Source organism: Streptococcus sp. HCA-5024 (assembly GCF_037890265.1).
Lineage (GTDB): Bacteria > Bacillota > Bacilli > Lactobacillales > Streptococcaceae > Streptococcus > Streptococcus lingualis.
The window spans coordinates 51,710-78,678 of record NZ_JBBKBR010000007.1; the positions used below are offsets into that span (position 1 = coordinate 51,710).

At 42.2% G+C, this 26,969-nt stretch carries 27 protein-coding genes; 2 read left to right on the plus strand and 25 right to left on the minus strand.

The genetic code is table 11. The features are described from left to right. Position 1 precedes the first annotated feature (1 nt). From essB to WKT08_RS09090, 5 genes are all read right to left on the minus strand, one after another. Positions 2-1,291, minus strand: coding sequence for a type VII secretion protein EssB (essB, locus tag WKT08_RS09070; protein WP_340281550.1), 1,290 nt, complete (start codon positions 1,289-1,291; stop codon positions 2-4). Between the two features lies 1 nt (position 1,292). Beyond that, on the minus strand, positions 1,293-1,535 hold the full coding sequence (locus WKT08_RS09075; RefSeq protein WP_003013697.1) for an EsaB/YukD family protein: 243 nt from the start codon (positions 1,533-1,535) through the stop codon (positions 1,293-1,295). Then, positions 1,536-1,991, minus strand: a complete 456-nt coding sequence (essA, locus tag WKT08_RS09080; RefSeq protein WP_340281551.1) for a type VII secretion protein EssA — start codon at positions 1,989-1,991, stop codon at positions 1,536-1,538. After that, entirely contained in the window at positions 1,988-5,011 is a 3,024-nt protein-coding gene (gene esaA, locus WKT08_RS09085; RefSeq protein WP_340281553.1) for a type VII secretion protein EsaA, read from the minus strand. Before esaA ends, essA begins: the two co-directional genes overlap by 4 nt. Before the next feature lie 131 nt (positions 5,012-5,142). Then, positions 5,143-5,430: a WXG100 family type VII secretion target gene (locus WKT08_RS09090; protein WP_031576577.1), complete on the minus strand. Its 288-nt coding sequence runs from the start codon at positions 5,428-5,430 to the stop codon at positions 5,143-5,145. A gap of 477 nt (positions 5,431-5,907) precedes the next feature. On the opposite strand from WKT08_RS09090, the gene WKT08_RS09095 reads away from it, so the two are divergent. Next, positions 5,908-6,459: a hypothetical protein gene (locus WKT08_RS09095; protein ID WP_049473082.1), complete on the plus strand. Its 552-nt coding sequence runs from the start codon at positions 5,908-5,910 to the stop codon at positions 6,457-6,459. A gap of 54 nt (positions 6,460-6,513) precedes the next feature. Here WKT08_RS09095 and WKT08_RS09100 read toward each other — a convergent pair whose 3' ends face one another. The 19 genes from WKT08_RS09100 to WKT08_RS09190 all read right to left on the minus strand — a co-directional run bounded on the left by WKT08_RS09100 (position 6,514) and on the right by WKT08_RS09190 (position 23,646). Beyond that, positions 6,514-8,364: a proline--tRNA ligase gene (locus WKT08_RS09100; RefSeq protein WP_340281558.1), complete on the minus strand. Its 1,851-nt coding sequence runs from the start codon at positions 8,362-8,364 to the stop codon at positions 6,514-6,516. A 15-nt stretch (positions 8,365-8,379) separates the two neighbouring features. Beyond that, entirely contained in the window at positions 8,380-9,639 is a 1,260-nt protein-coding gene (gene rseP / locus WKT08_RS09105; RefSeq protein ID WP_049482393.1) for an RIP metalloprotease RseP, read from the minus strand. A gap of 36 nt (positions 9,640-9,675) precedes the next feature. Beyond that, entirely contained in the window at positions 9,676-10,479 is an 804-nt protein-coding gene (locus WKT08_RS09110) for a phosphatidate cytidylyltransferase (protein WP_340281607.1), read from the minus strand. Between the two features lie 9 nt (positions 10,480-10,488). Continuing rightward, complete coding sequence (locus tag WKT08_RS09115) at positions 10,489-11,238, minus strand: isoprenyl transferase (protein ID WP_003009971.1); 750 nt, start codon at positions 11,236-11,238, stop codon at positions 10,489-10,491. Between the two features lie 154 nt (positions 11,239-11,392). Next, positions 11,393-11,719 carry a preprotein translocase subunit YajC gene (yajC, locus tag WKT08_RS09120; RefSeq protein WP_003004444.1) on the minus strand — a complete coding sequence of 109 codons (327 nt, stop codon included), beginning with the start codon at positions 11,717-11,719 and terminating at the stop codon, positions 11,393-11,395. A 156-nt stretch (positions 11,720-11,875) separates the two neighbouring features. Then, entirely contained in the window at positions 11,876-12,121 is a 246-nt protein-coding gene (locus tag WKT08_RS09125) for a hypothetical protein (RefSeq protein ID WP_003009969.1), read from the minus strand. Between the two features lie 225 nt (positions 12,122-12,346). Further along, positions 12,347-14,476 (minus strand): AAA family ATPase, encoded by a 2,130-nt coding sequence (locus WKT08_RS09130; RefSeq protein WP_070845809.1) that lies wholly within the window; start codon positions 14,474-14,476, stop codon positions 12,347-12,349. Positions 14,477-14,831: 355 nt separating this feature from the next. Next, entirely contained in the window at positions 14,832-15,131 is a 300-nt protein-coding gene (locus WKT08_RS09135) for a hypothetical protein (protein ID WP_340281566.1), read from the minus strand. 27 nt (positions 15,132-15,158) lie between these two features. Next, positions 15,159-15,539, minus strand: coding sequence for a type III secretion protein (locus WKT08_RS09140; RefSeq protein WP_340281568.1), 381 nt, complete (start codon positions 15,537-15,539; stop codon positions 15,159-15,161). Further along, the gene (locus WKT08_RS09145; RefSeq protein ID WP_340281569.1) at positions 15,518-17,110 is read right to left on the minus strand and encodes a hypothetical protein; all 1,593 of its coding nucleotides are present in this window, start codon (positions 17,108-17,110) and stop codon (positions 15,518-15,520) included. The genes WKT08_RS09140 and WKT08_RS09145 overlap by 22 nt, the downstream gene beginning before the upstream one ends. After that, positions 17,110-17,493 carry a DUF1310 family protein gene (locus WKT08_RS09150; RefSeq protein ID WP_340281571.1) on the minus strand — a complete coding sequence of 128 codons (384 nt, stop codon included), beginning with the start codon at positions 17,491-17,493 and terminating at the stop codon, positions 17,110-17,112. Before WKT08_RS09150 ends, WKT08_RS09145 begins: the two co-directional genes overlap by 1 nt. Before the next feature lie 186 nt (positions 17,494-17,679). Continuing rightward, positions 17,680-18,078, minus strand: a complete 399-nt coding sequence (locus WKT08_RS09155; protein WP_049514941.1) for a DUF1310 family protein — start codon at positions 18,076-18,078, stop codon at positions 17,680-17,682. 107 nt (positions 18,079-18,185) lie between these two features. Continuing rightward, positions 18,186-18,950, minus strand: coding sequence for an amino acid ABC transporter ATP-binding protein (locus WKT08_RS09160; RefSeq protein WP_049482376.1), 765 nt, complete (start codon positions 18,948-18,950; stop codon positions 18,186-18,188). 19 nt (positions 18,951-18,969) lie between these two features. Beyond that, entirely contained in the window at positions 18,970-19,656 is a 687-nt protein-coding gene (locus tag WKT08_RS09165; RefSeq protein WP_003004305.1) for an amino acid ABC transporter permease, read from the minus strand. A 3-nt stretch (positions 19,657-19,659) separates the two neighbouring features. After that, on the minus strand, positions 19,660-20,352 hold the full coding sequence (locus WKT08_RS09170; RefSeq protein WP_049514943.1) for an amino acid ABC transporter permease: 693 nt from the start codon (positions 20,350-20,352) through the stop codon (positions 19,660-19,662). Between the two features lie 66 nt (positions 20,353-20,418). Continuing rightward, complete coding sequence (locus WKT08_RS09175; RefSeq protein ID WP_049514944.1) at positions 20,419-21,297, minus strand: transporter substrate-binding domain-containing protein; 879 nt, start codon at positions 21,295-21,297, stop codon at positions 20,419-20,421. Positions 21,298-21,325: 28 nt separating this feature from the next. After that, entirely contained in the window at positions 21,326-22,327 is a 1,002-nt protein-coding gene (locus WKT08_RS09180; RefSeq protein ID WP_340281577.1) for a uroporphyrinogen decarboxylase family protein, read from the minus strand. 99 nt (positions 22,328-22,426) lie between these two features. Then, positions 22,427-22,627 (minus strand): hypothetical protein, encoded by a 201-nt coding sequence (locus WKT08_RS09185; protein ID WP_003009954.1) that lies wholly within the window; start codon positions 22,625-22,627, stop codon positions 22,427-22,429. Positions 22,628-22,644: 17 nt separating this feature from the next. Next, the gene (locus tag WKT08_RS09190) at positions 22,645-23,646 is read right to left on the minus strand and encodes a uroporphyrinogen decarboxylase family protein (protein ID WP_445330265.1); all 1,002 of its coding nucleotides are present in this window, start codon (positions 23,644-23,646) and stop codon (positions 22,645-22,647) included. Positions 23,647-24,082: 436 nt separating this feature from the next. Between WKT08_RS09190 and WKT08_RS09195 the strand changes: the two genes are divergently transcribed. Then, complete coding sequence (locus WKT08_RS09195; RefSeq protein ID WP_070448942.1) at positions 24,083-24,940, plus strand: 5'-nucleotidase, lipoprotein e(P4) family; 858 nt, start codon at positions 24,083-24,085, stop codon at positions 24,938-24,940. A 58-nt stretch (positions 24,941-24,998) separates the two neighbouring features. On the opposite strand, the gene glmS is transcribed toward WKT08_RS09195, so the two are convergent. Further along, on the minus strand, positions 24,999-26,807 hold the full coding sequence (glmS, locus tag WKT08_RS09200; protein ID WP_340281582.1) for a glutamine--fructose-6-phosphate transaminase (isomerizing): 1,809 nt from the start codon (positions 26,805-26,807) through the stop codon (positions 24,999-25,001). Positions 26,808-26,969 lie beyond the last annotated feature (162 nt).

Below are 26,969 nucleotides of genomic sequence, written 5' to 3' on the forward strand. Positions count from 1 at the left end.
ACTACTCCTTGTGTTCGCTAGACTCAGTCGAGCTTGCAGTTGTAGAAGACGAGCTTTCTGTTGAGGAACCTTCCGTAGATGAAGCCGTTGTTGAGCTGCTAGTAGAAGATTTGGTTTCATCTGTCTCTGCTTCCAAGAGTTTAGAACGGGCATCCCAGTATTTCTTGTATTCGCCCTCTAGCTCAGAGAGTTTCTTCTCGCGCTGTTCACCAGAGAGTTTTTCGCTATCACGTGTCGCCTTGATTTCTTTACGAAGGGCATAGATGATCAAGTCTGAATCGTCGATCCGCTTGGCTGTATCCAGCGCTTGGGTAAAGTCATGACGGCCGATATAGATCCAGTAGTGGAGATAGAGACTGTCTGATTTGAGCGTGACGTTGTTGAGGATGACCTTCTTTTGGTCCTCTGAGAAATTCAAGCCTTGCAAGTAAGACGTCGCCAACTCGTATTTCTGTGTCGTTGGAAGACTGCTTGGAGCCACTCCCTCCAACTCATCGATCACACCGGTGTAGTCTACTTTAAGAAAAGCAGTATCCGCTTGAAGCAACTTTTCTTTAAAGGGGGCTTGGAAAAAGACCAAATAAATCAAGGGCAAGAGTAAGAGGGCCACTACAGCTGAAAGCCATACTGTTGCCAACTTAAAGATTCGGTGTTGACGACTTGAAACCAAGGTCAAGGTCTTTTCTTCCTCTTCCTTGCGTTCTTGGTAGGCTTTCTCTAAGAGAGCTTTCATCTCTTCTAAGCTAGCAGCATCACGGATTTCTACCAAGAAATCAGGCAGATCTTCTAATTCAAGTGTGCCTTGATAGAGCTCCATGAAATCCCAGTCCCCAAAAAGAGTGACCGCATAGCACTTGGCCTGCCGCAAGAATTCAACCTGATCCCACTTGCGTGGCACCATCATTCCCGGCACCCCGCGATAAGCGATCTTGACTTGCGCATCCTTGGTCACAAACAAATTGATAGGATGCAACATAAAGGTCACCGGAAGCTCCAAGGCTGGCGCCAAATCCAAGACATTGATAGCTAGACGCAGACGGTCTGAAACCGGTAATGCCTTGATTTCTTCAGCACTCAAGCCTAGCGCATCTGTCTGATAGGTCAGATGAATCTGGTCTTGATCCGCTGTCATGCTTTGCTCTAAAAACAAGGGATGATGGAGATCCAAAATCCATAAATTGCGTAAATCTTGGCTATCCACTTCTGAACGCTTAAGGTCCAGCCGCCAGCTCGTTTCTTCTTTTTCAAAACGGAAGACTTGTTCTTCCAGTGTAAATTGTTCTTCTTTCACCTTACCACTCCTCAATCTCGATCAGATCACCACTCGTGATCGGATACTCTTGTACCACCTTGCCTTCATCCAGCAAGATGCCCTTATTTACCACGCGCAACTGATACTTGCTTCTAGGTTCCATGGCAGACCCAAAGATCTGATCCAATTCCCGAATCAAGCGTCGCACCTCCATCCGTGTTGGGATTCGGAGGTCATGGCTTGCACCATTCATACGGAAGGTGACATTGATATGTTGGTCCATTTAGGCCTCTTTTCTATAGATTCGATAGGAAATGTAGCCAGCAATCCCAAAGAGAAGGACACTCCAAGCCAGCATTTGCAAGGCTGGAATAAAATCCGACAAACTAGCCGAATTGTCCTCCACATTGGACTCAAATTTAGATAATTTTTGATTTTCAGGCTGGAACAGGTCCGCTTCAGGCCCTGTTTTTTTCTTTCCCTTTATAGCAGAAAACAACTGGCCGTCTGAATCGGTCAATTGTTTCTCTTGCTTGCGTTTTTCATCTGCTATTTTTTTCTGATCCTTCTCATTGAAAAGAGACTCAGTCGCATCCAATTGGCCCCCAAGTGTCTTTTCCTTCTCTGTCTCAAGACGTGAGTTGTTGACCTGCAGACGATTATCAATAAAATCATCTGCAGAAACAGCAACTACTGGAATGAGACTAAAGACAAAGAGAAGATACATCATTTTTTTCATAAGCTTGATTCAATTTCCTTTGTTTGAGTAAACTTCTTTGGAATGAAGATATTGGCAACCGCCAAAAGTCCGAAGAAGACCAACAATCCGAAGAAGACGCCGATACCGGCTGTTTGTCCATCAAAGTAACCCGCAAACTGTCCTTCTAAAATAGAAAGGAGGTTAACATTTTTCACCAGTGCTGGAAGGCCTGACAAGGTCGCGGTCGTTCCGATCGCACTTGATAGGTAGACATAGCTGATCAACATGAAGAAGGCCAGTCCCATTCCAATCACACGGAAGTGTTTCAAGAGAAGGTATTGCAGTTGTACCAAGACAAAGCTTGCTAGAACCGCTAAGAATACCCATGAAGGTACATATTCACGACCAACAGAGAGTTGAATACTTGAAATCATTCCGATCACCAGTCCAAGGATGAGAGAAAGTCCCACAAGGACACCGACAGACAAGAGATCTGATTCTTGCAAGCGATCCAATTTGAAACGATCCTTAACCTTACGGATGATTGGCTGAGTCGCAAAGAGATAAGCTGTAAAGAGGCTCAAGACTTCCAACATAAAGATCCAGATAAATGGACGGTAGACGTTGATGGTCGCTTTCACAGAAGACGATTTCTCTGCAACTGGATTTGACAAGAAGTCAAGCAAGACTTCATTCGGCACTCCGTTTTCATAGGCATTGTTGAAGACCTTACGGAAGGCTTCGACGAAGTTCCCGTTTTCAGACAATTCCTTGTCGAATTCACCCATCAAGCTCTCTGCATTGCTAGACAATTTCTCTGTATTGCCTTGGGCTTTTTCCAATTCTTTGTTCAATTGACTAAAGATTTCATTGGTAGAGTTAGCAGCTTCTACATTGCTACGAGATGAGCTCTTAACGCCTTCTGTCGAGCTCAATAATGACGTGTATTCAGAACCAAGGGCTGACAAATCTGCATCGGTCTTGGTTTGAGCCTGTGTCACTGTTTCTTGTGATTTTGAGATCTCTTCTAAACGTTTTTGAAGCTCTGCATATTGCGTCAATTGATCGTTGATATTTTGGGTTAGATCCTTGTTGGTGTTTTCGATCGCTTGAAGATTGGCCTGCAATTGTGGTCCCAAGTCTTGCAACTGTTGGAGTGTACCATCTAACTGGGCTTTCACACTCTTCGTTGCATCCCCAGATTCATCCGTTTCAATACTCTTACGGTAGTCCTTCATGTTACTTGAAACAGCAGCCTTCACGATGTCGACCAAAGCGTTTGTCAAATCCATATCTTCGATTGGATCATAGAGCGAATGACGATCTCCCTTTTCATCTTCTGGATAGTAGGCATCGATCAATGCTCCTGCGCGTTGATAATCCAAGGCGATTTCACTAGCTTTCGATGCATAGTTAGCGACAGCTGTTTTCAAATCTTCTGCAGATACGGTCACACTGGTTGAAGAAACTCCATTCACAAGGACTTCAACATCAATCGCGCTTGGCATAGCTCCTCCATCTTCAACAAGGTGAATTTGAATTTGTTTGCCATCTTTCAGTTCGACTTCCTGCTCGCCGCTACCTGCATAAGTATGTCCATCATAGGTCCAAGTATCAACCTTGACTCCTGCTGGCACTTGGATGCTAACCTTCTGTTTTCCAGATTTAGCATTGAGGACATCCGCAACTGCCGTTGATTTGGCATCCACTTCTGCAGCCAATCGTTTTAATTCATCGGCATTCCCTTTTGCTTGCGCCTTCGTTCCAGCAAAAGCACTATCAAAATTAATCGCTGCGTTGAGATTCCCATACTTATTCAGATTAAGACTAGCAGGGTCTAAAGACGGAAGTTTTTCAATCGCTTGACGAATGTCATCATCCGCTTTATCTCGAGCCTTGCTGATAGTTTCGATTTTTGGTTTTCCAAGCAAGGTACGAAGAGTGACTTTGTCTCCTTCTTTTAGACCATAATAGTCAAGGATCTTCGTTTTTACAGAAGACTCGATGTTCTTTTCGTGCTCATCTAATTTGTCGCGTTCTGCCTTGATCCCTTTTTCGAGGTCTGCCACACGATCATTCACATCTTTTGTCAAGCCTGCATAGGTCTTGGTCCCTGAAGCATCTCCTTCTGTTTCAGTTGGTTGACTCAATTGTTTGGTAATTGCTTCTTGGTTTTGTTGTAGATTCTTATACAACTCTTGGGTCTTTTCACTGACAACAGACTGGTTCATAGACATCAGCTGGTTCATGAACTCTTCATGGCTGATCTTATCCTCAGAGCGTTGCTTGATCAATGTGTCGAAGTTTTGACCGTACTGATCCTGAGATTGGGTCAATTGATCAAAAGCCTGTGTATAAGACTCAAGGACTGTCTTCAAGGCATTATTCGACTCGACAGAAGACGTAGACAAGCTATAGAGACTTGGAAAGATATTCTTGGAATCCAAGGCCGAATCCAGCAAGTTGCTTCGGTATGAACCAATGTTGGTCGATTGGATTTTGTTACTTGTTTCCACGTTCTTCTGAGCTGTATAAAGGTTGCTCAAAATGCTAACCATATACATATCAACCAACTGGCTATTCAAGTCTGAAACAATATCTTTAGCGACTTTATTGGCCTCGTTTTCAACCTGAGAATTTCCAGCCGCATTGACCTTATACGTCACAGTTGTCTTCTCTGCATTAACCGCGTTCACTTCCAAGACCTTCTCTGAGAAGTCACTTGGAATGACAATCATCAATTGGTACTTGCCATCTGCAAGCCCTGACTCAGCGGCTCCACGAGGGAGTACAGACCAGTTTTGTGAATTATCCCGTTCGATATTCTTTACATAGCTAGCCCCAAGGTTGTATTCTTTATCATTCAGTTTGACCGCCTTGTCTTCATTGACAACCGCAATGTTGAGCTTGGTGTTTTCTGTCGTTTGCACGGTCTTGGCTTCGTTTTGCTTTTGGTCCTTTTGAACCGTCGTATAAAGACCCACTACAGATCCCATCAAAAGGAGCACAACCGCACTCTGACCGATGTATTTTAACCATTTTTTATTTTTAACTTCCATACCTTTTCCTTTTTCTAATTCATAGATACAAAATAGGGGTTAGGAATTAAAAATCTAACCCCTATTTTCTATATATCAAAAGACAAAAGGGTGATCTACCTACAAGAAGTAAGATCACCTCCAAGACTATCTTAGTGGATTTGTGCAGCGATATCTTGGTCAGTTTGTTCAACGATATCAGCAACTTTGATCAATTGAGCGTTGATGTCTTCCAACAATTGAGCGAATTGTTTGATTTTTGGAGACAATTCGTTGAATTGTGCTTCAAAGCTATCAAATGCAGATCCATCCCAGTTTGCGTCGATGACTTGTTGTTCATGAGTCAAAGTGTTAAGGATTTGATCGATTTCTTGAGAACCTTGTGCATAGCGTTGTGCTGATTGACGTAGTTCTTCTGGAGTTAATTTAATTTGAGCCATATGTTTCTCCTTTTGGGCTGATACCCTTATATTTTTTTCATAAACAATACATTTTAGTACGAATTAGTAAAATGCCAGATAACTGTATATTTTACCTTTTGCTCCCTGTTTGTATTATTTACTTAAAAATATCTTAATGAAATATTGCCAGAATGTCAAGTTTAGAGGGCTAACTGATAAAACATTGTAACTTTGTTACAATTGTGTAACATTTTGTCATAAATCTGTAATATATTTTCTGAATTCCTTGCCCCAGTAGTCTCCAACTAGTATTATTTCTGAGAAGAAAAGAAGACACTCTGTCCTTTTATATTAACTCAACACATAGATAAAAATTGTTGATTTTAGGTGTTTTTAAAAGCAAATTTTGAAGATTTTTGTATATTTTTTCATTTTTAAAACTTTTATCGTATAATGAAACCTGTTCAAAACTTGTTTCATACAAGATCGAACACCATTAACCTATAAGGAGTATATATGAAAAAATTTCTACTTGCCTCTGTCTGTCTACTAGCTCTTACCGCTTGTAGCCAAGGCCAACAAGGCAAAGGAACTACTGCCGCTTCTTCCAAACAAGAGGCCACTCAAAACAAAAAGGAGCAAGTCCAAACCAAGACCTTTGTTAGTGACCTCGGTGATCACCACCAAAACAAAATTCAAATTGGCTACAAGAATGAGGAAATTGTCTCTTTTACTTTCCTTAGTTTTGAACCCATTTCCTCAGATTTGCAAGACATGGATCTTCCTGAATTAAAGGAAATCTACCAAGAAGAATTAGAACATAGCGATATCTATAAAACCTTAAATGGTAAGCCTGGACTTAGCTTCCGCATTCAAATTTCAAAAGATAAACAATCCTATGCTAAAGTCTTACAGGCTGACTTCTCAAAAATCAAGAAAGATGAGTTTGCTACCATCTACGGAGATCAAGGGGAGGAAGAAAGAGCCGAGTTCAAGAAATACCTCAATGGCAAACCTCAAGATCTCTTTACCTATTTCAAAGATCAAGGTCTCAAAGAAGAAAAATAAAAAGAGCTTCCTGAGTTTCATCACCACACTGGTGAGGGCTCAGAAAGCTTTTTCTTATTTGTTCAAGATTGAAAGAGTTTCAAGGAGATTGTCCGCATGAACTTCAATGGTATCTCCTGTCGCTTTGATTTTCACTTCTACGATACCTTCAGCTGCTTTTTTACCAACTGTTACGCGGATTGGAAGTCCAATCAAATCACTATCGCTGAATTTGACACCAGCGCGTTCATTTCGGTCATCCACCAAGACTTCATAGCCTTTATTCACCAAGGCTTCTTCGATCCGATCGGTCAAAGCAAGACTCGCTTCATCTTTAACATTGACTGGAATCAAATGCACATCAAATGGCGCCAATTCTTTAGGGAAGTTAATTCCCCAAGCGTAACGGTATTCCCCTTTTGGAGTCTTATTGACAAAGAGGCGTGCATGTTGCTCCATAACGGCTGAAAGAAGACGGCTGACACCGATCCCGTAGCAGCCCATGATGATTGGAACCGCACGACCGTTTTCGTCCAAGACATCTGCTCCCATGCTAGCGGAGTAGCGTGTGCCGAGTTTGAAAATGTGACCGATTTCGATCCCACGTGCAAAGTTCAAGACCCCTTTCCCATCTGGTGAGATCTCGCCTTCACGAACTTCACGGATATCGACGTATTCTGCAGTAAAGTCACGTCCTGGGTTGACACCAGTCAAGTGGTAGCCTGTTTCATTGGCACCGACTACTGCATTACGGCTGTCTTGGACCTTGCGGTCTGCGATAATCTTAACATTTTCAGGAAGATCAACTGGACCGAGAGAGCCAAAATCAGCTCCCAATAATTCTTTTACTTCCACTTCGGTTGCAGGTTCAAAGAAGTCTGCGCCGAGGTGGTTTTTCAACTTCACTTCATTGAGCTGATCATTACCTACGAGAAGGGCAACAACAGGCTCACCATCTGCGATGTAAACCAAAGTCTTGATAGTAGCTTCTTCTGGAACATTCAAGAATGCAGCTACTTCATCAATCGATTTGACACCTGGTGTTTCCACGCGCTTCACTTCTTCTTCCGCTACGACACGGTTACTTGGCTTGTATTCGTTAGTAGCCATTTCCAAGTTCGCAGCATAGGTTGATTCACTTGAATAGGCAATGGTATCTTCACCAGAGACCATCCATTTGAGCAATTCTGCTTTGATTTCTTCTTGGACTTCTGCTGGGATCTCATCAAAGGAAGCCACTGATTTGTCTAAAACAATCCAACGATCCAAGTCTGTACGAGCAGGTGTAACAGCCATAAACTCTTGGCTATCTTTTCCGCCCATGGCACCACCATCACCGATGATGGCTTTGTAGTCGATGCCACTGCGGGTGAAGATCCGCTCATAAGCTGCTTTGTATTCATCGTAAGTGACATCCAAGCTATCGTAGTTAGCATGGAAGCTATAACCATCTTTCATGATGAATTCACGGGTCCGAAGAAGACCGTTCCGTGGGCGTTTTTCATCGCGGTATTTTGGTTGAATTTGGTAGAGATTCAACGGCAATTGTTTGTAAGATTTTACGGAGTCGCGCACAATAGCGGTAAAAGTTTCTTCGTGAGTTGGACCTAAGATAAAGTCAGAGCCTTCACGGTTTTTCAACTTATAAAGGTCTTCCCCGTAAGTTTCGTAACGACCAGATTCACGCCAGAGATCCGCACTCAAAAGTGCTGGAGCAAGCATTTCTACTGCTCCAATTTTTTCAAATTCTTGGCGCATGATGCCTTTTGCTTTTTCAATCACTCGATTTGCTAATGGCAGATAAGAATAGACACCAGCTGAGACTTGGCGAACATAACCTGCACGCAACATCAAAGCATGGCTAATGACTTGAGCATCGCTTGGCATTTCGCGAAGCGTTGGAATCAACATTTTACTTTGTTTCATGGACAATATCCTTTTCTATTTCAAAAATAATTTCATAATATCATTCCAGGTGACAGCAATCATCAAAATAACCATTACAGCTACACCTGCAAGCGTCATATAGGTTTCTACTTCTTGTTTCAGTGGCTTTCTCCGGACGACCTCGATCAAATTGATCAAGATTTTTCCTCCATCCAAAGCTGGAATCGGGATTAGATTGAAGATCCCAATATTAATAGAGAGCATGGCCATAAGAGACAAGACTGCTGGAATCCCTAATTGAGCAGCTTGTGAGCTGGCATTGTAGATGGCGACCGGACCTCCCAGTTTATTGAGACTAAAGTGGAAAATGATATCTTTCAAAGCTCCCAAAATCCGTGTCGCTGTATTCCAGGTATCTGTAAAACCAGACAAGAGTTTATCCACAAATCCTGTCTTGAGGCCATTTGTCACACCCAAATAGTAACGATTCCCTGACTTGGTTGGCTTTACTTTGACTTCTTTTTCTTGGCCGTCTGTCTTGACCTTCAGGGTCAATTCAGGAGCCGTCTTGCTATCCTTGGTTGCTTTCTCAACAGCGTCTGTCAGCTCATCCCAGTTGCTAACGGTATCGTTGTTGACTTGAAGGATCTGAACGTTGCTTTTGACACCGACCTTAGCCAGCGCCCCATCGGGTGCCACCTGAACATTGTTGCTGTAGTAGTCAATCGCACCACCGCGCATAAAGGCTAAGAGTGAATAGACGACAATACTGAGGATAAAGTTGTTCATAGGACCCGCAAAGTTGGTGATCAACCGTCCCCAAATGCTGGCATTCTGATACTGAACATCTCTCGGTGCAATCCGCACTTCCGTCCCATCTTCCTCAACGATGGTCGCATCATGATCAACACTATAGGTCTTGGTCTCATCGAGAACCAAGCCCGTAATTTCCAGTTTGTCTTCAAAGTCAAACTGGGTGACATTCATAGGAAGGGCTGTCTGATCCAGATTCTTTCCTGAAAGATTGATCCGGACGACCTTACCAGCCTCATTTAGCGTCAAGCTGACAGGCGTTCCGGTTTTAATCTCAGTTGTATCCTCACCCCAGCCAGCCATACGAACATAGCCACCTAAAGGTAGAATGCGAATGGTATAAGCTGTTCCATCTTGACCAATATGGGCAAAGATCTTTGGACCCATCCCGATCGAGAATTCTCGCACCAGGATGCCCGATTTTTTTGCAAAATAGAAATGACCAAACTCGTGAACGAGAACGATCACTCCAAAAATAACAATAAAGGCAATAAACTGCATCGTTCTATATGTGGTTTCCTTTCTATCACTTCTGTCTTAGAATAAGCCCAAGAAATGCATCAAGGGAAAGACAAAAATCAAACTATCAAAGCGGTCTAGAACACCACCATGTCCTGGAATAAATTTCCCAGAATCTTTCACACCGAAGTGGCGTTTAATCGCACTCTCTACCAGATCTCCAAACTGACCTGAAATACTAAAGAGGATGGTAAAGAAGATCATAGCAAGAAAACCATGTCCACCTGCCACAGAGCGATCCACGATCATATAGATCACAGTTACCGCAACTGCAGACAAGATTCCCCCAAGACTGCCCTCAATCGTTTTATTAGGAGAAACCGCAGGCATGAGCTTGCGTTTCCCAAACCGGCTTCCTACCAGATAAGCACCTGAATCTGTAGCCCAGACAATAAAGAGGGCCAATAAGACCTTATCAATACCAGCGATTCGCGCATCTACTAAGGAATGGAAACCAAGTCCAACATAAAAGCTGGAGGCAATGGGGTAGACCACATCTTCATAATTGTAATTCTGAGCAAGAACAGTTGTTCCCATGAGAATCAAGACAACCAGACCATAGGCAATCATATTGCCATCTGCTGGAAGGTAAGGGAGGTAGTCCTCGATCGGCAAGGTCAAAACGAAGGCCGCTAACATGGCTAGCGCTCCTTCAAAGGTCGCTGTCTCAAGCCCCTTCATCTTGAGCAATTCATGAACCCCTAGCATGGCGATCAAGCCAATCACAATCTGGAAGAATACCCCTCCAACCATTACTGTTGGAATGAAAAAGAGCAGGGCAATTCCTCCAAAAATCACACGTTTTTGTAAATCTTTCGTCATCATCTTCTCCTAAACACCACCAAATCTCCGATGGCGATGGCTATATTCTACTATGGCACTTCTTAGTGCTTCCTCTCCAAAATCTGGCCACATCACATCTGTGAAATACAACTCACTATAAGCGGCCTGCCAAGGAAGGAAATTACTCAAACGGATCTCTCCGCTGGTACGGATAATCAAATCCGGATCCCTTAGGACGCGTGGCAAACTCTCGGTATAGAGAGAATCAGCGATCATCTCTTCTGTGATATCTTCTGGGCTAAACTTCGCATCCAAGACCTCTTGGGCGATCTGCTTCACGGCCTGAGTGATCTCTGCACGCCCACCATAATTGAGTGCGAAATTCAGGATCAAGCCTGTATTGAGATGGGTCATCGCTTCTGCTCTTTCCAAAGCCTCTAGCGTTTCTTTTGGTAATTTCTTGGTATCACCGATCATTTGAATCTTGACATTGTTGCGATGCAATTCGGGGACAAAACGATCATAAAATTCGACCGGCAAGTGCATGATGAACTTGACTTCATCTTCAGGGCGTGTCCAGTTTTCCGTAGAAAAGGCATAGACCGTCAAGACCTGTACCCCCATATTTTTTGCTGCAATGGTCACTTCTTGGAGAGCTTCCATCCCCGCCTTATGACCAAAGACACGCGGTTGCATCCGCTTTTTCGCCCAGCGACCATTGCCATCCATAATGATCCCAATGTGTTTCGGGACTTCTAAAGGTATCTCGATTTTTTCTTTTTTCTTAAAACGAAACATGTTTTTCTACCTATTTCAATATTTATCGCTTCATTATACCATAAATCCCCATAAAATAGGGACTCTGGCCTCTTTTTTGAACCAGCAGGACTTTCCTTCATCACATCGTCCTATTTGCCCACCAAAAAAGAGGCCCTTGCCTCTTCTTTAATGATTATTCTTCGATGGCTGAATCGGCATCTGAGCTAGCACCTTCTGTAGCAGTAGCTGAAATCCCTTCTGATACAGGAAGAACTGTTTTGATCGCTCCCAATTCAAAGGTCAGGTAGACACCATCAACATCCAAGACAACGGTCTTGCGGTCTGTGTCGACTTCATCGATGGTTCCGTACAAGCCACCAATCGTGATGACTTCATTTCCTTTTTGAAGTTTATTCAAACTTTCCATCCGTTTTTGGTACTGTTTCTTTTGGCTACGGCTCATGAAGTACATCAAACCGACCATAAGAACGAGCATAATTAGCAAACTTCCGCCTTGCATATGTTTCTCCTTTAATTTTCATATATGCTATACTATATCAAATTTCGCCCGTCTTTTCAAGTTTTCCCATCCTCTTCAAGCAAAATCAGGCTCCAGTCTCAGAGAGGAGGCAAGTTTTGATGAAAAAGAAAAAAACCACGAAAAGTGGGCTACTGACTAGTCAATCGTAATGCCATACTTTTCATGATTCTCATCATACCAATCAATCAAGGCCAAAGCCGTTTGATAGGTAATATTTTTGATTTTACTCGTTCCCTTCGTCAAAGTCGCCAAGCTCATTTTGCTGATGTTTGTTTCAGTTGCGACACGATAGCTCGTCAAGCGACCATCAACCATCAGTTGAACAACGGCTTCCACTTTTCTGTATTCGGGAGTTGAGTAGATATCAATTGTATTGCTCATCTTACTTCCATTCCTCAAATTTTATTCTTGTATAGATTATATACTTATTTTCTTTATTTATTAATAATTTTGCTCAAATTGGATTAATTTCACTAATTATTGATGTTTTTTTAGCCCAAATAGGAGGATTTTGGCCTTATACGGCGAATAATTTCCCCCAGGTGGGAAGAAAAAATAAAGACTGCTATATGATAGCAGCCTCTATTTTTCACAAACTAATTCGCCTTAGTCTGCTTGTTTATCAGTGTTTTCTTCCTTCTTTGTGTCTTTTTCTCTGATCACAAGGACACCATCTTCCATGTCAGCTTCAAGATGTTTGGCATCCAAGTTATCCAAGTGGAAGTCTGTGACTTTGTCACGGATTTGTTGTTCAACTACCCGACGGAGTGGACGAACACCCATCACTTCATCATAACCTTCTTCAGTCATGTATTCTTTAGCTGCATCGCTCACTGCCAAGTCGATTTCTTTCTTAGAAAGGGTCTTATTGACATCTACCAACATCAAATCAACAATCTTAGAAAGGTCTTCCTTGCTCAAGTGTGAGAATTCAATAACAGCGTTGAAACGGTTCAAGAATTCTGGACGGAAGTAAGGTTTCAAACGATCCATGAGTTCTGGTTTATCCGCATCTTCTGTCAAGTTAGCTTCATAGCCAAAACCTGCGTTTGAAGTGGCGATAATAACAGTGTTCTTGAAGTTTACAGTGTTCCCTTGACCATCAGTCAAACGACCATCATCCAAAACTTGAAGGAGAAGGGTGATCACTTGAGGGTCCGCCTTTTCAATTTCGTCGAGAAGAACGATTGAGTATGGGTTACGGCGAACACGTTCTGTCAAGGTATTGCTGTTGTCATCGTAACCAACATAACCAGCTGTTGTACCAATCAATTTAGAAACGGCTGTACGGTCGCTGTATTCTGACATATCCAAACGGATGATGGCATCTTTGGTTCCGAACATATCAAGAGCCAATTGTTTAGCCAACTCAGTTTTACCAACACCAGTCGGACCTACAAAGAGGAAGCTACCGATTGGGCGGTTCCCTTCGTCAAATCCTGCACGGTTCCGACGGATGGCACGTGCCACTGCTTCAACGGCTTTATCTTGACCGATAACCTTAGTTTGCAAACGGTGACCCATATCTTTCAAACGTTCGATATCAGTTGCACCCATTTGTGACACTGGAATACCCGTCATCCGTTCTACAGATTCAGCCACATCGTTGATTGTTGCCGTTACTTTATGGTCTTCCGTATGGTTTTCAATTTTCTTTTCAAGTTCTTCGATACGAACTTTTGCATTAAGAGCTGCTTCGTAATCTTCTTTAGCAGCTGCAGCTTCTTGTTTAGCTTTTTCTTCTTCAATTTCATGTTCCACAGCATGGACATCTGTTACTGGATGTTGGGCTGCCAAGTGAGCAGCTGTCACATCGACCAAGTCAATGGCCTTATCAGGCAAGCTACGTTGTGGAATGTATTGGATCGAATAATCAACCGCTGCTTTCAAAACTTCATCTGGCAAGATGACATTGTGGTGTTTTTCATAAAGATCACGGATCCCTTGGAGAATCTTGAAAGTATCTTCAGCTGATGGAGCATTGACTTTCACTTCGTTGAAACGACGAGCAAGAGCTGCATTCTTCAAGATGGTGTTACGGTATTCATCTTGAGTAGTTGCCCCAATGACTGTCAATTCCCCACGTGAAAGAGCAGGTTTGATGATATCCGCAAGACCTTTAGAGCCTTGACCATCACCTGTGCTACCTGCACCAAGGATTTGATGGATTTCATCAAAGAAGAGAATAACATTTCCCATAGCTTTGACTTCTTGGATAAGATTTTGAATATTTTCTTCAAAGCTACCACGGTATTGCGTACCAGCTTCTAGACCAGAAATATCAATCGAGATGATTTCTTTATTCTTGATAGCAGCTGGAACATCCCCGTTCACAATAGCTTGTGCCAAACCTTCTACAACTGCTGTTTTACCAACACCGGCATCCCCTACAAGGACAGGGTTGTTCTTGGTACGACGAGACAAGATTTCAGCCGTTTCTTGAATTTCTTTATTGCGTCCGATAACCGGATCCAATTTTCCTTCACGTGCTTCTTCGGTCAAGTTGCGGCCAAGTTTTGCAAGGATCCCATCTTGTTTCATTCCTTTACCTTGATGGTGTTGCACTTGCTCACTTCCTTCATTTGGAAGTTGACCAGTTTGACGGTAGATAGCGAATTCTTCTGGTGTCACTTCACGACCATTAATCATGTAGCGACGGCTTTCAGAACGGAAACCACCCATGTTTCCCATTAGTTGATTGAAAAGATCATCCATATTGTTAAAGTTGTTATTCATATTGTATACCTCTAATTTACATAATTTTAATTCATTCTTGAAAATTAGCAGACCAATTGGCTGCTATTCGATTGTTTACATAATTTTAATTCATTTATTTAATAATAGCCCTACAGGCTAACAGTTTCTATTTTCCTTTTATCAATTAGTTGTCTTAATTCTGGAAATAGCATATTACCATCTCCTTTCCACTATTGATCTTGTAAACCAGTAGGTTTTTCAACCTCTTTTTGTTTACATAAATTATTATAACGTAGACTGATTTCTTTGTCAACACTTTTTTACATAATTTTTAAAAATTTTTTAAAAAAATCTGGAGTCACTCCAGATTCCATATTTAAATAGAAGTTCTTGGCTAGATAGATTTAAATTTACCAGCTTTTTCTTGAATAGACGTCTGTACATCTTTAGCAAATTGACCCACCATGGACTGATCCAGTTGCTTTCCAACGACCTGGACGTCTTCTTCGGCTACTGTTGTAATCGCAGTCAATCCATCATTGTAACGTTTCTCAACTCCTGCCTTGCAGGTCAATAAAACGGGCGCATAGACAACACGGATTAAATCTTTTTCAAGTTTCTTTCGGCTTTCGATGATCCTCATCTTATCTTTCATATCTAAATCAAAGAAATCTTTGACTGGACTATCACCCATACTTCCTCCTCTTCTATACTATGAAAACTATGAAACTTTATCTTGTGCAAACTCCTCTTCCAGTTGGCGTCTATCTTTCCGGTAGGATTGCCATAAATTCTCTTCCTCGATTTCGATCTGTTTTAAAGCTACTTGTGCAGTTTCTCTAGCTTCGAGATCATACTCTTCGATACAGCGATGGAGGGACTCCCATCCACAACTGACATCTGCATCCTGCTCTTGTAAAAAAGAAGCCGCCATCGTATACTCTTCTTCCAGCATCTGGGTGAAGAGCTGCTGTTTTCTTTCTACTAAGCAACGCTTTTCATCTAACTCCAAGCGCGCTTTTTGAAACTCTCTTTCCAAGTGAGCTAGTTTCTTTTCCTTTTTCGAAAGAGTAGATGAAATTAATAAGTTAGTTGTTCCCACTGGTTCATTTCTCCTGCTATTTCTTGATCTTTTTCTTTTAATAGCTCAATTCCTGCATTCACTTGCTCGTTTAATGCATGGAATTCATTCGATAAGGACTGATATGCAGCCAAACGATTGTCAAACCTTTCTCTTACTTCAGTGACAACTGTTTGCCTTGTTGCACCAGCCTGTGCATAAGCCTCTTCTACTTCCGCAAGATTGAGAATGAAGCCTTTCGGAACGGTCTGTAATACTTTCTCCAAAGCTTCTAAATCCGTATCCAGCTGTACCTTAGATTTTTGAGCTTGCTCCAGCCCCTCATCCACTACTCGAATCAATTCATCAGAAGCCAAGCGCGCCTGCAAAGCATCCAGATAGATCCGTTCACTTGAGCTCAGTCCACCACCTGTTTTTTGTAATTTATCTTTTAGGCGATAGTAAACCTTCATCCGCTCTTCAATGATTTCCTTGCGAGTGATGGCTTCCGTTCCCTTTTCAAGAACCAAATTTCCATTCTTATCATAGATATAACCATGCATCATATGTTGCAGGCCAGTATTTTTTAAATCATTAGTTTTGAGGTGCTTGACAATCCCACTGGATTCCTTGCTTCCAGAATCCTGATAGCCCAAGCTAACCAAATCTTTATGGTCAATGTGGTTGTAGATTTTGTACTTCAGCGCATCTATACGCGCTTTTTGCTCGGGTGTTAGGATAGGATAGGCATTAGGGCCATTATATAGGTGTACGGTCCCAATATGAGAAGCTTCCTCTTCCGTCAAACAGGCAAGCGCATACTGAATATTCATAGAACCCAGAGAGTGACCGTATAGATCAATCTTGGCATTGGGATATTTTCGGATCACCTCTTTCAAATGAGCTGCAGCATCTTTAAACTGCGGAGGCGGGAAAGTCCCGTTTTCATCATTGTATTTTTTTAAAAAAGCAGCTCCCACTAAAGCAGGAAATTTAACTTGTTCTTCGGCTGTTCTTTCTGCAAAAAAGCCGACCGCATCTGATGCTTTTTCCTGTATGAAATTGCTGACAGGATTGTCCAGCGCTTTTTTCATAAACCTGCCAAAGGGCGTGGCATCCGGCGGAAGCCTAACAGAATTAGGAACAACCGCATCTTCAAAAGCTTCTACAAAATTGTTAAAATCATCTTTAGCCTTATCACGCGCATACTTCTTCGCATATTCAGTTGCATACTCGCTCGCACCACCAGGGTTCAAAATATTGGAAGCTGCTGGCAGGTCTGTCCCTACCCAATCTGTAAATGTATCATGGAGTAATTTTTGGGTACTTATTTCAGTTTCAGATCCCTTCATCAAAACTGTTACATCATGGATTTGAGCACGATTTTCATCAGAAGCAGAATAAGGAACTGCTTTTTGTTGCGCGCCTTGGCCATTGTTAGTAAGAACGAATACCTGCTCCTCATTGCCATTGGTACTATCATAAATATGGGCGACATTACCAATGTATTCTCCCGTTTTCAATCGTACATCTTGATTATAGCTTTCTACCTCATACTCTTTATACGCAATTTCTTTCTTTATTTTATCTGAAAATGATTTATCAAAAGCCATTATTTACCTCTTAATTTATCTGATAATTCTCCTGAGATGACATAACCATTTTGTTCAAATTTGCCATCTGATTCCTCTGTCAAAGTTGTTGTAATTGTTAGGTTATTATCATCATTGATTATAACTTTTATTATTAGTCCTCCCATTGGATTATACTTCAATGAATTTTCATTTATCTTGTAACTTTTTATAATTCCTTTATCTGTTAATGCGTTTGGATCTTCTTGCCTTAATAAATTTTCAATTACATCTTTTGCTTTCTTACTCTCTGCGATTTGAATCATTTCTTGTTTCTTGGCAGATTGTCCATTAAAAAAGCTACAACCTCCCAAACTTAAACCAAATAGTATCATAACTAATACAATAAATTTACTTTTTTTCATCTTCTTCCCATTCTTTCTTCAGGTTTCTTAGAATTTATTATACAAAATTCTATTCATACCTGAAATGTTACTTTTGTTAAAAAATGTTGCCAAATCGTTACAAGCACTAGCTATTAATGTAACATATTGGTTTTGATACAGAAATGTTTCTATTTACCTATATTAGGGGTATTTACCTAATTGAGTCTATTTCCCAGTCTCTTCTGCTTTACTTAACAGATCATCTAATTTTGCTGAAATACCGTAACTACCTGCTTCGAACTGTCCTGAATCTTCCATTTGAATAGTCGTATCGATCGTTAACTTTTTATCGCCATTGATCACGAGATAAACATTCATGCCTCCCATTGGGTTGTATTCCAATTTACCTTTTATCAGGGTATAGGAGTGAATGACTCCTTCTGAAGTGAAAGCTTTAGGATCGATACTGATTAACAAGTGTTTTATCGCTCGCTCCATTTTCGTGCTTTCTGCAATCTGAATCATTTCTCTTCTCTCAGCGGCTTTATCCGTAAAAAGACTGCAACCTCCTAGAAACAAAGTCAGTAAGAATAATAGTACAAATCGTTGTTTTTTATCAGTCATATTTCCCTCTCACTTATATTATTCGTAATGATTTTTAAAAATTGAGCCAATTTTTAAAAATTTTTTCCAGAATCCAAAAAACACACCCTTACTGGGTGTGTCTCCTGTTAAATCATGTATTCGACGCTATAAGTAGCATCAGATAAAATCCGTGAAAGAAATTGTTTGGTTCGCTCTTCCTTTGGACTGTTGAAGAATTCATGGGGTTCGTTTTCTTCGATGATGTGTCCGCCATCCATAAAGATGACGTGGTTGGCCACATCACGCGCAAAGCCCATCTCATGGGTTACGACAACCATGGTCACTCCTTCTTGGGCCAATTGCTTCATGACATCTAAGACGTCACCGACCAACTCTGGGTCTAGCGCTGAAGTCGGCTCGTCCAGCAAGATCACGTCTGGTTTCACTGCGATGGCACGCGCGATTCCGATCCGTTGCTGCTGACCACCTGACAATTGAGAAGGATAGTAATCCTTGTAAGCGAGGAGACCAACTTTTTCAAGGGCGGATTCCGCCCGTTGGATGGCTTCTTCTTTTGGAATCTTCCGAGCTACAATCAAGCCTTCCAAGATATTTTCAAGTGCTGTTTTGTTGGCAAATAGATTGTAATGCTGGAAGACAAAGGCTGTCTTTTGGCGGATTTCTAGAATCTCTTTTTTGCTGAGTTTTGAGAGGTCATACTCTTTTCCACCTAGGGTTAGGTGGCCTGTATCTGCCTTTTCTAAGTGATTGAGGCAGCGAAGGAAGGTTGTTTTTCCTGATCCAGATGGACCCAAAATAACGACGACATCCCCTTGGTTGACCTTGAGATTAACATCTACCAGGACTTGGTGGTCCTTAAATTTTTTCGATACGTGTTCTACTTCTAACATCTTCTTATTTCTCCTTCTTCTATGCGAGTGTCAGGCGTTTTTCCAAGAGGTTGAATCCCCACTGAATCACCCCACAAATGACAATATAAAGAATAAAAATCACGAGATAGGATTCAAAATATTGATAACCATAAGAGGCTTCGACCTTGGCGATGGCGGTGATATCCTTGATGGTCATGACAAAGACAAGGGAAGTTCCTTTGACCAAGTTGATGACCAGGTTACACAAATTTGGAAGGGCTGAACGCAGGGCTTGTGGAAAAACAATGCGGATATAGGCTTGACGATTGGTCAAACCAATGGCTTGCGCTGCTTCTAGCTGGCCCTTATCTACCGTCAGGATGGCTGAGCGTAGAATTTCAGCCAGACTCCCTGTTGTCATCAAGCTAAAGATGATAAAGGCATAGTAAATGGGATTGATCTCAAAGACATTAAAGTGACTGCCAATACTCTTAAAAAAGCTATTTAAGAGACTGGGAAAGAGACTATAAAAGAAGAGAATTAAGAGAATCGGAGGAGTCGCGCGAATAAAGGCTAAGTAAACCACTGAGAAACTGCGAACCCCTTTGACCTTGTATATCTGACCGAGCGCCAAAAAGAGGGCTGGAAAAAAACTCAAGAGGATCGATACGACCATGATCAGAAGGGTCACTGGAACACCACCCAAGGTGGCTAGAAATGTTTTACTAATAAAATTGAAATCCATAAGCTACCTTTCTGTTACGCTGAGTCGTTTCTCAAGGAGTTGAGCTGAGAGGGAGATTACAAGGGCAATTCCCCAGTAAATCACTGCTACGGCTGTATAGGTCTCGAGGGAATAATTCCCAAGATTGCGACTGATCAAGTTGTTTCCTGCTCCCATGATATCGATAAAGCCAATGGTATAAGCCAAAGCGGCGTCGCGCATGAGGTTCAAGATGGCCGTCGTCATATTTGGAAGAGCCACGCGAAAGGCTTGGGGAAGGACAATCCGCCAAATGGTTTGAGCTGGCGTCAAGCCAATACTCAAGCCTGCCTCCATCTGACCTTTGGGAATGGCCAAATAGGCTGCCTTAAAGACCTCAGAAATCATAGCCGCAAAGAGAAGAAACATGGCCACAAGAACAAAGACAAACTTGGACCAGTGATCAATGTCAATACCCAACCACCAGTTCAAAAATTGGGGGAGCCCATAAAAGACCAAGAAGAGCAAGACAATCGGAGGGGTACAACGCAAAGTAAAGACATAGCCTTTTGCCAGACCTGCTCCTACCTTCTCTTCTGATACTTGTGCCCAAGTCAAAACCAAGCCAAATGCAGAACCAAGAAGCGTCGTTAACACCATCAAAGCTAAGGTCGCTGGTAGAGCTTGGACCAAGGTTGGAAGAAATGACCAGACCTTGGAAATGTCGTATGAGACCATGTTTCTTTTCCTTTCTATATCCGGATAGAAATAAGGAAGCTGGGGCTATGCGCACCCAGTTCCATCTTATTTCTCTTTATCTACATAACTGAAGACATCTTCACCGAAATATTTTTTCGACAATTTCGCAAGCGTTCCATCTTTTTCCAATTCTTTGATGGCCTTGCTGTATTCTTCCGCAAATTTTTCGTTTTTCTTATCCTTATGGATCAATGGATAAGTTGGAATTCCTTTGTAGGCAAACCAGCTGAGTTTGTCTGCGTATTGGTGGTAAGAACCATCTTTATCTGTGACAGCTTTTTCAAAGGAAAGTTTGATGTCAAAGAAGGCATCGTAACGACCTTCAAGTACCCAAGCATAAGCATCTGCGACTTTGAACGATTCGGCAGCTGTTAATTCGATTTGTTGGTCCTTATGCTTTTCATTGTATTCTTTAATAACATTCCATTGCGCATTTTGTGGTGAAATTGGAACCAATTTCCCTTTTTCTTTCGCAAAGTCATCAATGTTCTTGTATTTATCCGCATCTTCTTTTCGTACGGTAAACCCGATGATACTTGCTCCGATTGGTTCTTTTGGAATGATAAATTTCTTGGCGCGTTCTTCTGTATACCAAGCTCCTTTAGTTCCGATATCATACTTACCAGATTCTAGACCGATCAAAAGGTCGTCATCACTTGTTCCAGTGTACTCAAACTTGTAGTCTGGTAATTTTTCGTCAATAGCTTTGAGAACGGCTACTTCATAACCATCTGATTCTCCTTTTTCATCGACGAAATCATAAGGCACGTAGTTTTGCGTGTGGGCTACTTTCAAGGTTGTTACTTTATTAGATCCTGTTGAGCCTTTGCTATCGTTTGCATGGTTCAAGCTCCGTCCAAGAATGGTTGCACCTGCAAGGGCAAGAACGGCCACCCCACCGATAATCCATGTTTTTTTACTCATACTCTGTTCTCCCTGATTCTATTTTTTCTTATTCTGCTGCAGCTTCACGAATCCATTCGATTCGCTCTTCATCAATGTCACTTGGAATCGTACAATCGGCACCGATGACCAAGCCTGTGGTTCCAGTTTCTGCGATGATGCGTTTGGTTTCTGCTTGAATCGCAGCCTTGTCTCCTGTATAGAGAAGACCATTTTTGCCATTTTCAAAGCCACCAAGAACCGTACGTCCACCGAAGATTTCGCGTCCTTCTGCTAGGCTGATTCCTTCTGGTCCAACTGCCCAGTTAATGACTTGAGCTGGGTAGTCTGTGAAGAGATGGATATCATTGCGAGCCCCTTCGTAGCCACAGATATGAAGGATATTTACCCCACCTGCTTCCTTAGCTGTCTCTAAGACATGGAGTTCACTCGGTGCAATACTATTTTTATAAACTTCTTGGCTCACGCGCGCATCTTGGATACTTTGAACACTGAGGTAGATCCCGTCTGCTCCTGCTTCTTTAATGATGCGTTGGCTCAAACTTGCAATATCTTGACCAATCGTATCCAATACTTTTTTAAGGGTTGCAGCATCTTGATCGATGAAGTTTGCGATCAAGTCATCTCCTCCTGAAACTTCTCCGACCAACCATTTAAAGTAAGTTACTGGAGCAAAGATATTGTAGATAGCCACAATGTCTTCTTCAAAACCGGCACGGATTTTTTTAACCAGCTCTACTTGCTCTGTGATCCATGGATGATCTGCTCCGAGTGGTTCAATCCCTGCTAAGTCAGAGATATTTTCAAGGCCTTTGTGGATGGCTGGGTTTGGATAAGCAAAGTAACCATCGCTCATGAGTTTGACAAAGTCTGGTTTGACCTTGTGAAGGAAGCTTTGATGACCCTTCAGGTTTTTTTCAATGATTTCCGGATTAGAAAATCCTTTCAACCATTCTTCTTCTGTTGTAAAATGATGCCAAAATCCAACTGGCACACGATCAACCGCTTCTCCCTTAAAAGCTTTTAACACTAATTCTCTTTTGGCTGACATGTTCTTACCTCGTTCTATTCTTTTCTTGTTTGTTATCTTAACACTTCAATTATTCTTTGACTAATATATATTTTTTATCAAGCTCTTCATCTTTTTTTATCACTGATCTTCGAGAAGAAGGATTCCTGCTAGATCAGACGGGCGAAGGAGGGAGAGACTATGGGCTGGAATTTTCTCCAGTCTTGCCATATCTGGATCTTTTTTGGCTTTCCCCTGACTACTTGCAAGAGCAGCTTTACTAAGCCCTAAAAGCAAAAACAAAACGGTTACCAGGATACACCATACATTGATCTTTTTCATCTCCCTCTCCTTTCTTCTTACAATACAGCTGCTTGACGTACCCAATCTAAGCGTTCCAATTGGAAATCATCTGGCACGGTACAGTCTGCCCCAAGGATCAAACCACGACTTCCCGCTTCTGCGACCAAGCGACGGGTTTCTTGCTCGATAGCTGCTCGTTCCCCTTGGTAGAGCAAGCCTTTCTTGCCATTGACAAAGCCACCTAGGACAGCACGATCCCCAAAGAGCTTGCGACCTGCTGCTAGGCTAAGGCCTTCATGATGGGTCGCCCAGTTAATGACTTGGGCTGGATAATCCTTGAAGAGTTCCACTTCATTGCTGGCCCCTTCAAAACCACAGATATGAAGGATATTGATGCCTCCAACTTCATTGGCTGCTTCTAGGACAGCGATGCTGCTAGGCTCAATGAACTTGCGGTACTCTTCATCTGTCACACGCTCATCTTGGACCTGCTGGGTTGAGAAGTAAATTCCTTCAACACCTGCTTCTTGGATCAAGCGGCGACTAAGAATGGCAATATCTCCTGCGATGACATCAAGGACATGGGCCAAGGTTTCTGGATCTTCCTTGATAAAGTCTGCAATCAATTGGTCTCCACGGGATTGATCCGTACGGAACCAGCGTTTCAAATAAGAAATGGGCGAGAAGATATTGTAGAAAGAAGCAATCTCTTCATGGAAATGAGAACGAATCTCCTTGACCACTTCAATTTGTTTTTCAATCCAAGGATGATGCTCTCCAATCGGTTGAATATCCTTCAATTCTCGGATCGATTGGATCTCTCTAGAATAAAGAGCACTCGGATAGCGGAAGAAGCCATCACTCATGATCTTGACAAAATCAGGTGAAATTTCTTCAACATAGTGTTGGTGTCCTTTAATACTTTTTGCTACTACAGCCGAATTGTCTAGACCCAATTCTTTTTCTTCTTGGGTCACATAATGGAGCCAAAATCCTACAGGGATTCGTTCTACTGTTTCGCCTCGAATGGCACGAAGAACCAATTCTTTTTTACTCATACTGTGAATCCTCCTCAATATTTCTCCAATAGAAAGGCTAACTGCTTTCCTTCTGGAATTTGTAACCATGATATCACCTCGAAAAGTAGCTGACTAATATATTTTCCCTATCAAGGCCTTAAAATTTCTTTATTGAGAAAGGCATCAAAAAAACGCAAGCCCTTGAAAATAGGGACTTGCGAGTATCTTTCTTTATTCTTTCATTTTAGAAGAAAAAGGCTGCTTTGATCTTTTCTTGATCCGGTTATAGCAGAAAACTATATCCCTTCTTTTAAGCTAAAAAATGGCATATATTGATGTGAAAAAGCCCTTCATATCAGCATTTCTTTCTTCCTATTCATTTTACCATTCCCTGGATCCCCTTCTCCTCTTTCTTGTCAGGCAAGATTGAAAGGAGTATAATTTTTATAGAATAATTTTAAGGAGTGTACGGTTTATGAAAACAACAAAAACCACCTTTACCATCGTTTCTGCTCTTGCTTCTGTCATTTTACTGACGAGTTGTGGAAGCAACACCAACAAAACGCAAGAGACAAAAGCAAGCAGCACTAAAAATCAGGTGACGATGACCTATGATCAACAGCGCTCACAAGAAAATACCATGTCTGTCCTTTGGTACCAAAAGGCAGCTGAAACTAAGGCTCTGTACTTACAAGGCTACAATGTCGCTACTGACCGTTTGAAAGAGATCCTTCAAACTCCTTCTGATAAGCCTTATTCCATCGTCTTGGATTTGGACGAAACTGTTTTAGACAACAGCCCTTACCAAGTTCAAAACGTCAAAGATGGTACGGCCTTCAATCCTAAAGATTGGGATGTTTGGGTGAAAAAAGCAGCCGCAAAAGCGGTGCCTGGTGCCAAAGATTTCCTTCAATATGCGGATCAAAACGGGGTTCAAATCTACTACATTTCTGACCGTACAACCTCTCAAGTAGATGATACCATCAAGAATCTTGAAAAAGAAGGCATTCCTGTTCAAGGACGTGACCACCTCATGTTCTTAGAAGATGGTGTCAAATCAAAAGAAGGTCGTCGCCAAGCTGTGCAAGAAAAGACCAATCTTGTCTTGCTCTTCGGGGACAACCTGGTTGACTTTGCAGACTTCTCTAAGACCTCTGAAGCTGATCGTGACAAGAAATTGGACGAATTGCAAAAAGAATTTGGTGAAAAATTCATCATCTTCCCAAATCCAATGTATGGATCATGGGAATCTGCTGTTTACCAAGGTAAAAAACTAGATGCCAAGGGACAAACAGAAGAACGCCTCAAAGCCTTGCAAGGTTTTGACAAATAAAGCAAACATCCTCGCTAGGAAAAACCTAACGAGGATGTTTTTTTCTATATTGATAAATTTATTCAACGGTTACAGACTTAGCAAGGTTCCGTGGTTTATCAACATCGAGCCCACGATGAAGGGTTGCAAAGTAAGCAATCAATTGGGTTGGCACCACCATTGAGATTGGAGAGAGGTAAGGGTGAACCGCTGTCAAGACCAAATCATCTGTCTCTTTAGCGACATTTTCTTCTGCAATGGTTAAAACATGAGCCCCACGTGCTGCTACTTCTTGGATATTTCCACGTGTGTGGCTGGCTAGGACTGGATCAGACAAGAGAGCGATGACCGGTGTACCCTCTTCGATCAGAGCGATAGTACCGTGTTTCAACTCACCCGCAGCGAAGCCTTCACATTGGATGTAAGAAATTTCTTTTAATTTCAGACTGGCTTCCATAGCAACATAGTAATCTTGGCCACGTCCGATATAGAAAGCATTGCGGGTTATTTCCAACAAGCCACGGACTTTTTCGTCGATGACTTCTTTTTCTGAAAGGGTTGATTCGATCGATTGAGCAACGATGGACAATTCGTGCACCAAATCAAAGGCTTTGGCCTTCTCATTGCCATTGGCTTCCCCAACAGCTTTCGCAAGAAAGGCAAGGGCTGCGATTTGAGCCGTATAAGCCTTAGTAGAAGCTACCGCAATTTCGGGACCAGCATGGAGCAACATGGTCATGTCTGCTTCACGTGAAAGAGTTGATCCTGGAACATTGGTTACTGTCAAGCTTGGAATGCCCATTTCATTGGCCTTGACCAACACTTGGCGGCTATCGGCCGTTTCACCAGATTGGCTGATAAAGATGAAGAGTGGCTTCTTGCTAAGAAGTGGCATACCGTAGCCCCACTCAGATGAAATACCGAGTTCTACTGGGGTATCCGTCAACTCTTCCAACATTTTTTTAGATGCAAATCCAGCATGGTAAGAGGTACCAGCCGCAAGGATATAGATGCGGTCTGCTTCTTGAACAGCCTTGATAATAGCTGGATCTACCACTACTTGACCAGATTCATCTGTATAGGCTTGGATCAGCTTACGCATGACAGTTGGTTGCTCATCGATTTCCTTGAGCATGTAGTATGGGTAAGTCCCTTTTCCAATATCAGAAAGGTCAAGTTCAGCCGTATAGCTAGCCCGTTCTTTGACGTTTCCATCATAGTCTTGCACTTCAACGCTGTCAGCCTTGACAATGACCAACTCTTGGTCATGGATTTCCATGTATTGGTTGGTTTCACGAATCATGGCCATGGCATCAGAGCAGACCATATTGTAACCATCTCCAAGACCGATCAAGAGTGGTGATTTATTTTTCGCTACATAGATGGTGCTTGGATCTTCCGCATCCATCAAAGCAAAAGCATAGGCCCCACGGATGATGTGGAGGGCTTTTTTGAAGGCTTCGAGCGTAGACAAGCCATCTTCTTCAGCAAATTTTCCGATCAAGTGGGCGGCGATTTCTGTATCTGTTTGCCCCTTGAAATGGTGACCTGCTAGGTATTCTTCCTTGATTTCAAGGTAGTTTTCAATGACCCCATTGTGGACCAAAACAAAGCGACCTGTTTCAGAGCGGTGTGGGTGGGCATTGTCCTCAGTTGGTTTTCCGTGAGTGGCCCAGCGGGTATGTCCGATCCCAGCTGTCCCTTCAACACCTTCTGCCTTAGTTGACAATTCTGCAATGCGGCCAACTGCCTTTACCAATTGGCTCTTGCCTTCACTAGCCAGGAAAACACCCGCAGAGTCATAGCCTCGGTATTCGAGTTTTTCAAGTCCTTGAATCAAAATATCAGTAGCATTTGTATTTCCTACAACACCAACGATTCCGCACATAGTTTTTACGATATAGCCTTGCTATACTTTCCCCTTTACTTAGTCAAACGACCTATGGTCGATTTCTCAGTTACTTTAAATTGGTCTAGTCTAATTTGACCGAAAAGCAACCAGCGGAGTCAGTATACAATGTTTCTTCTAGTTTGTCAACTAGGAAATTCA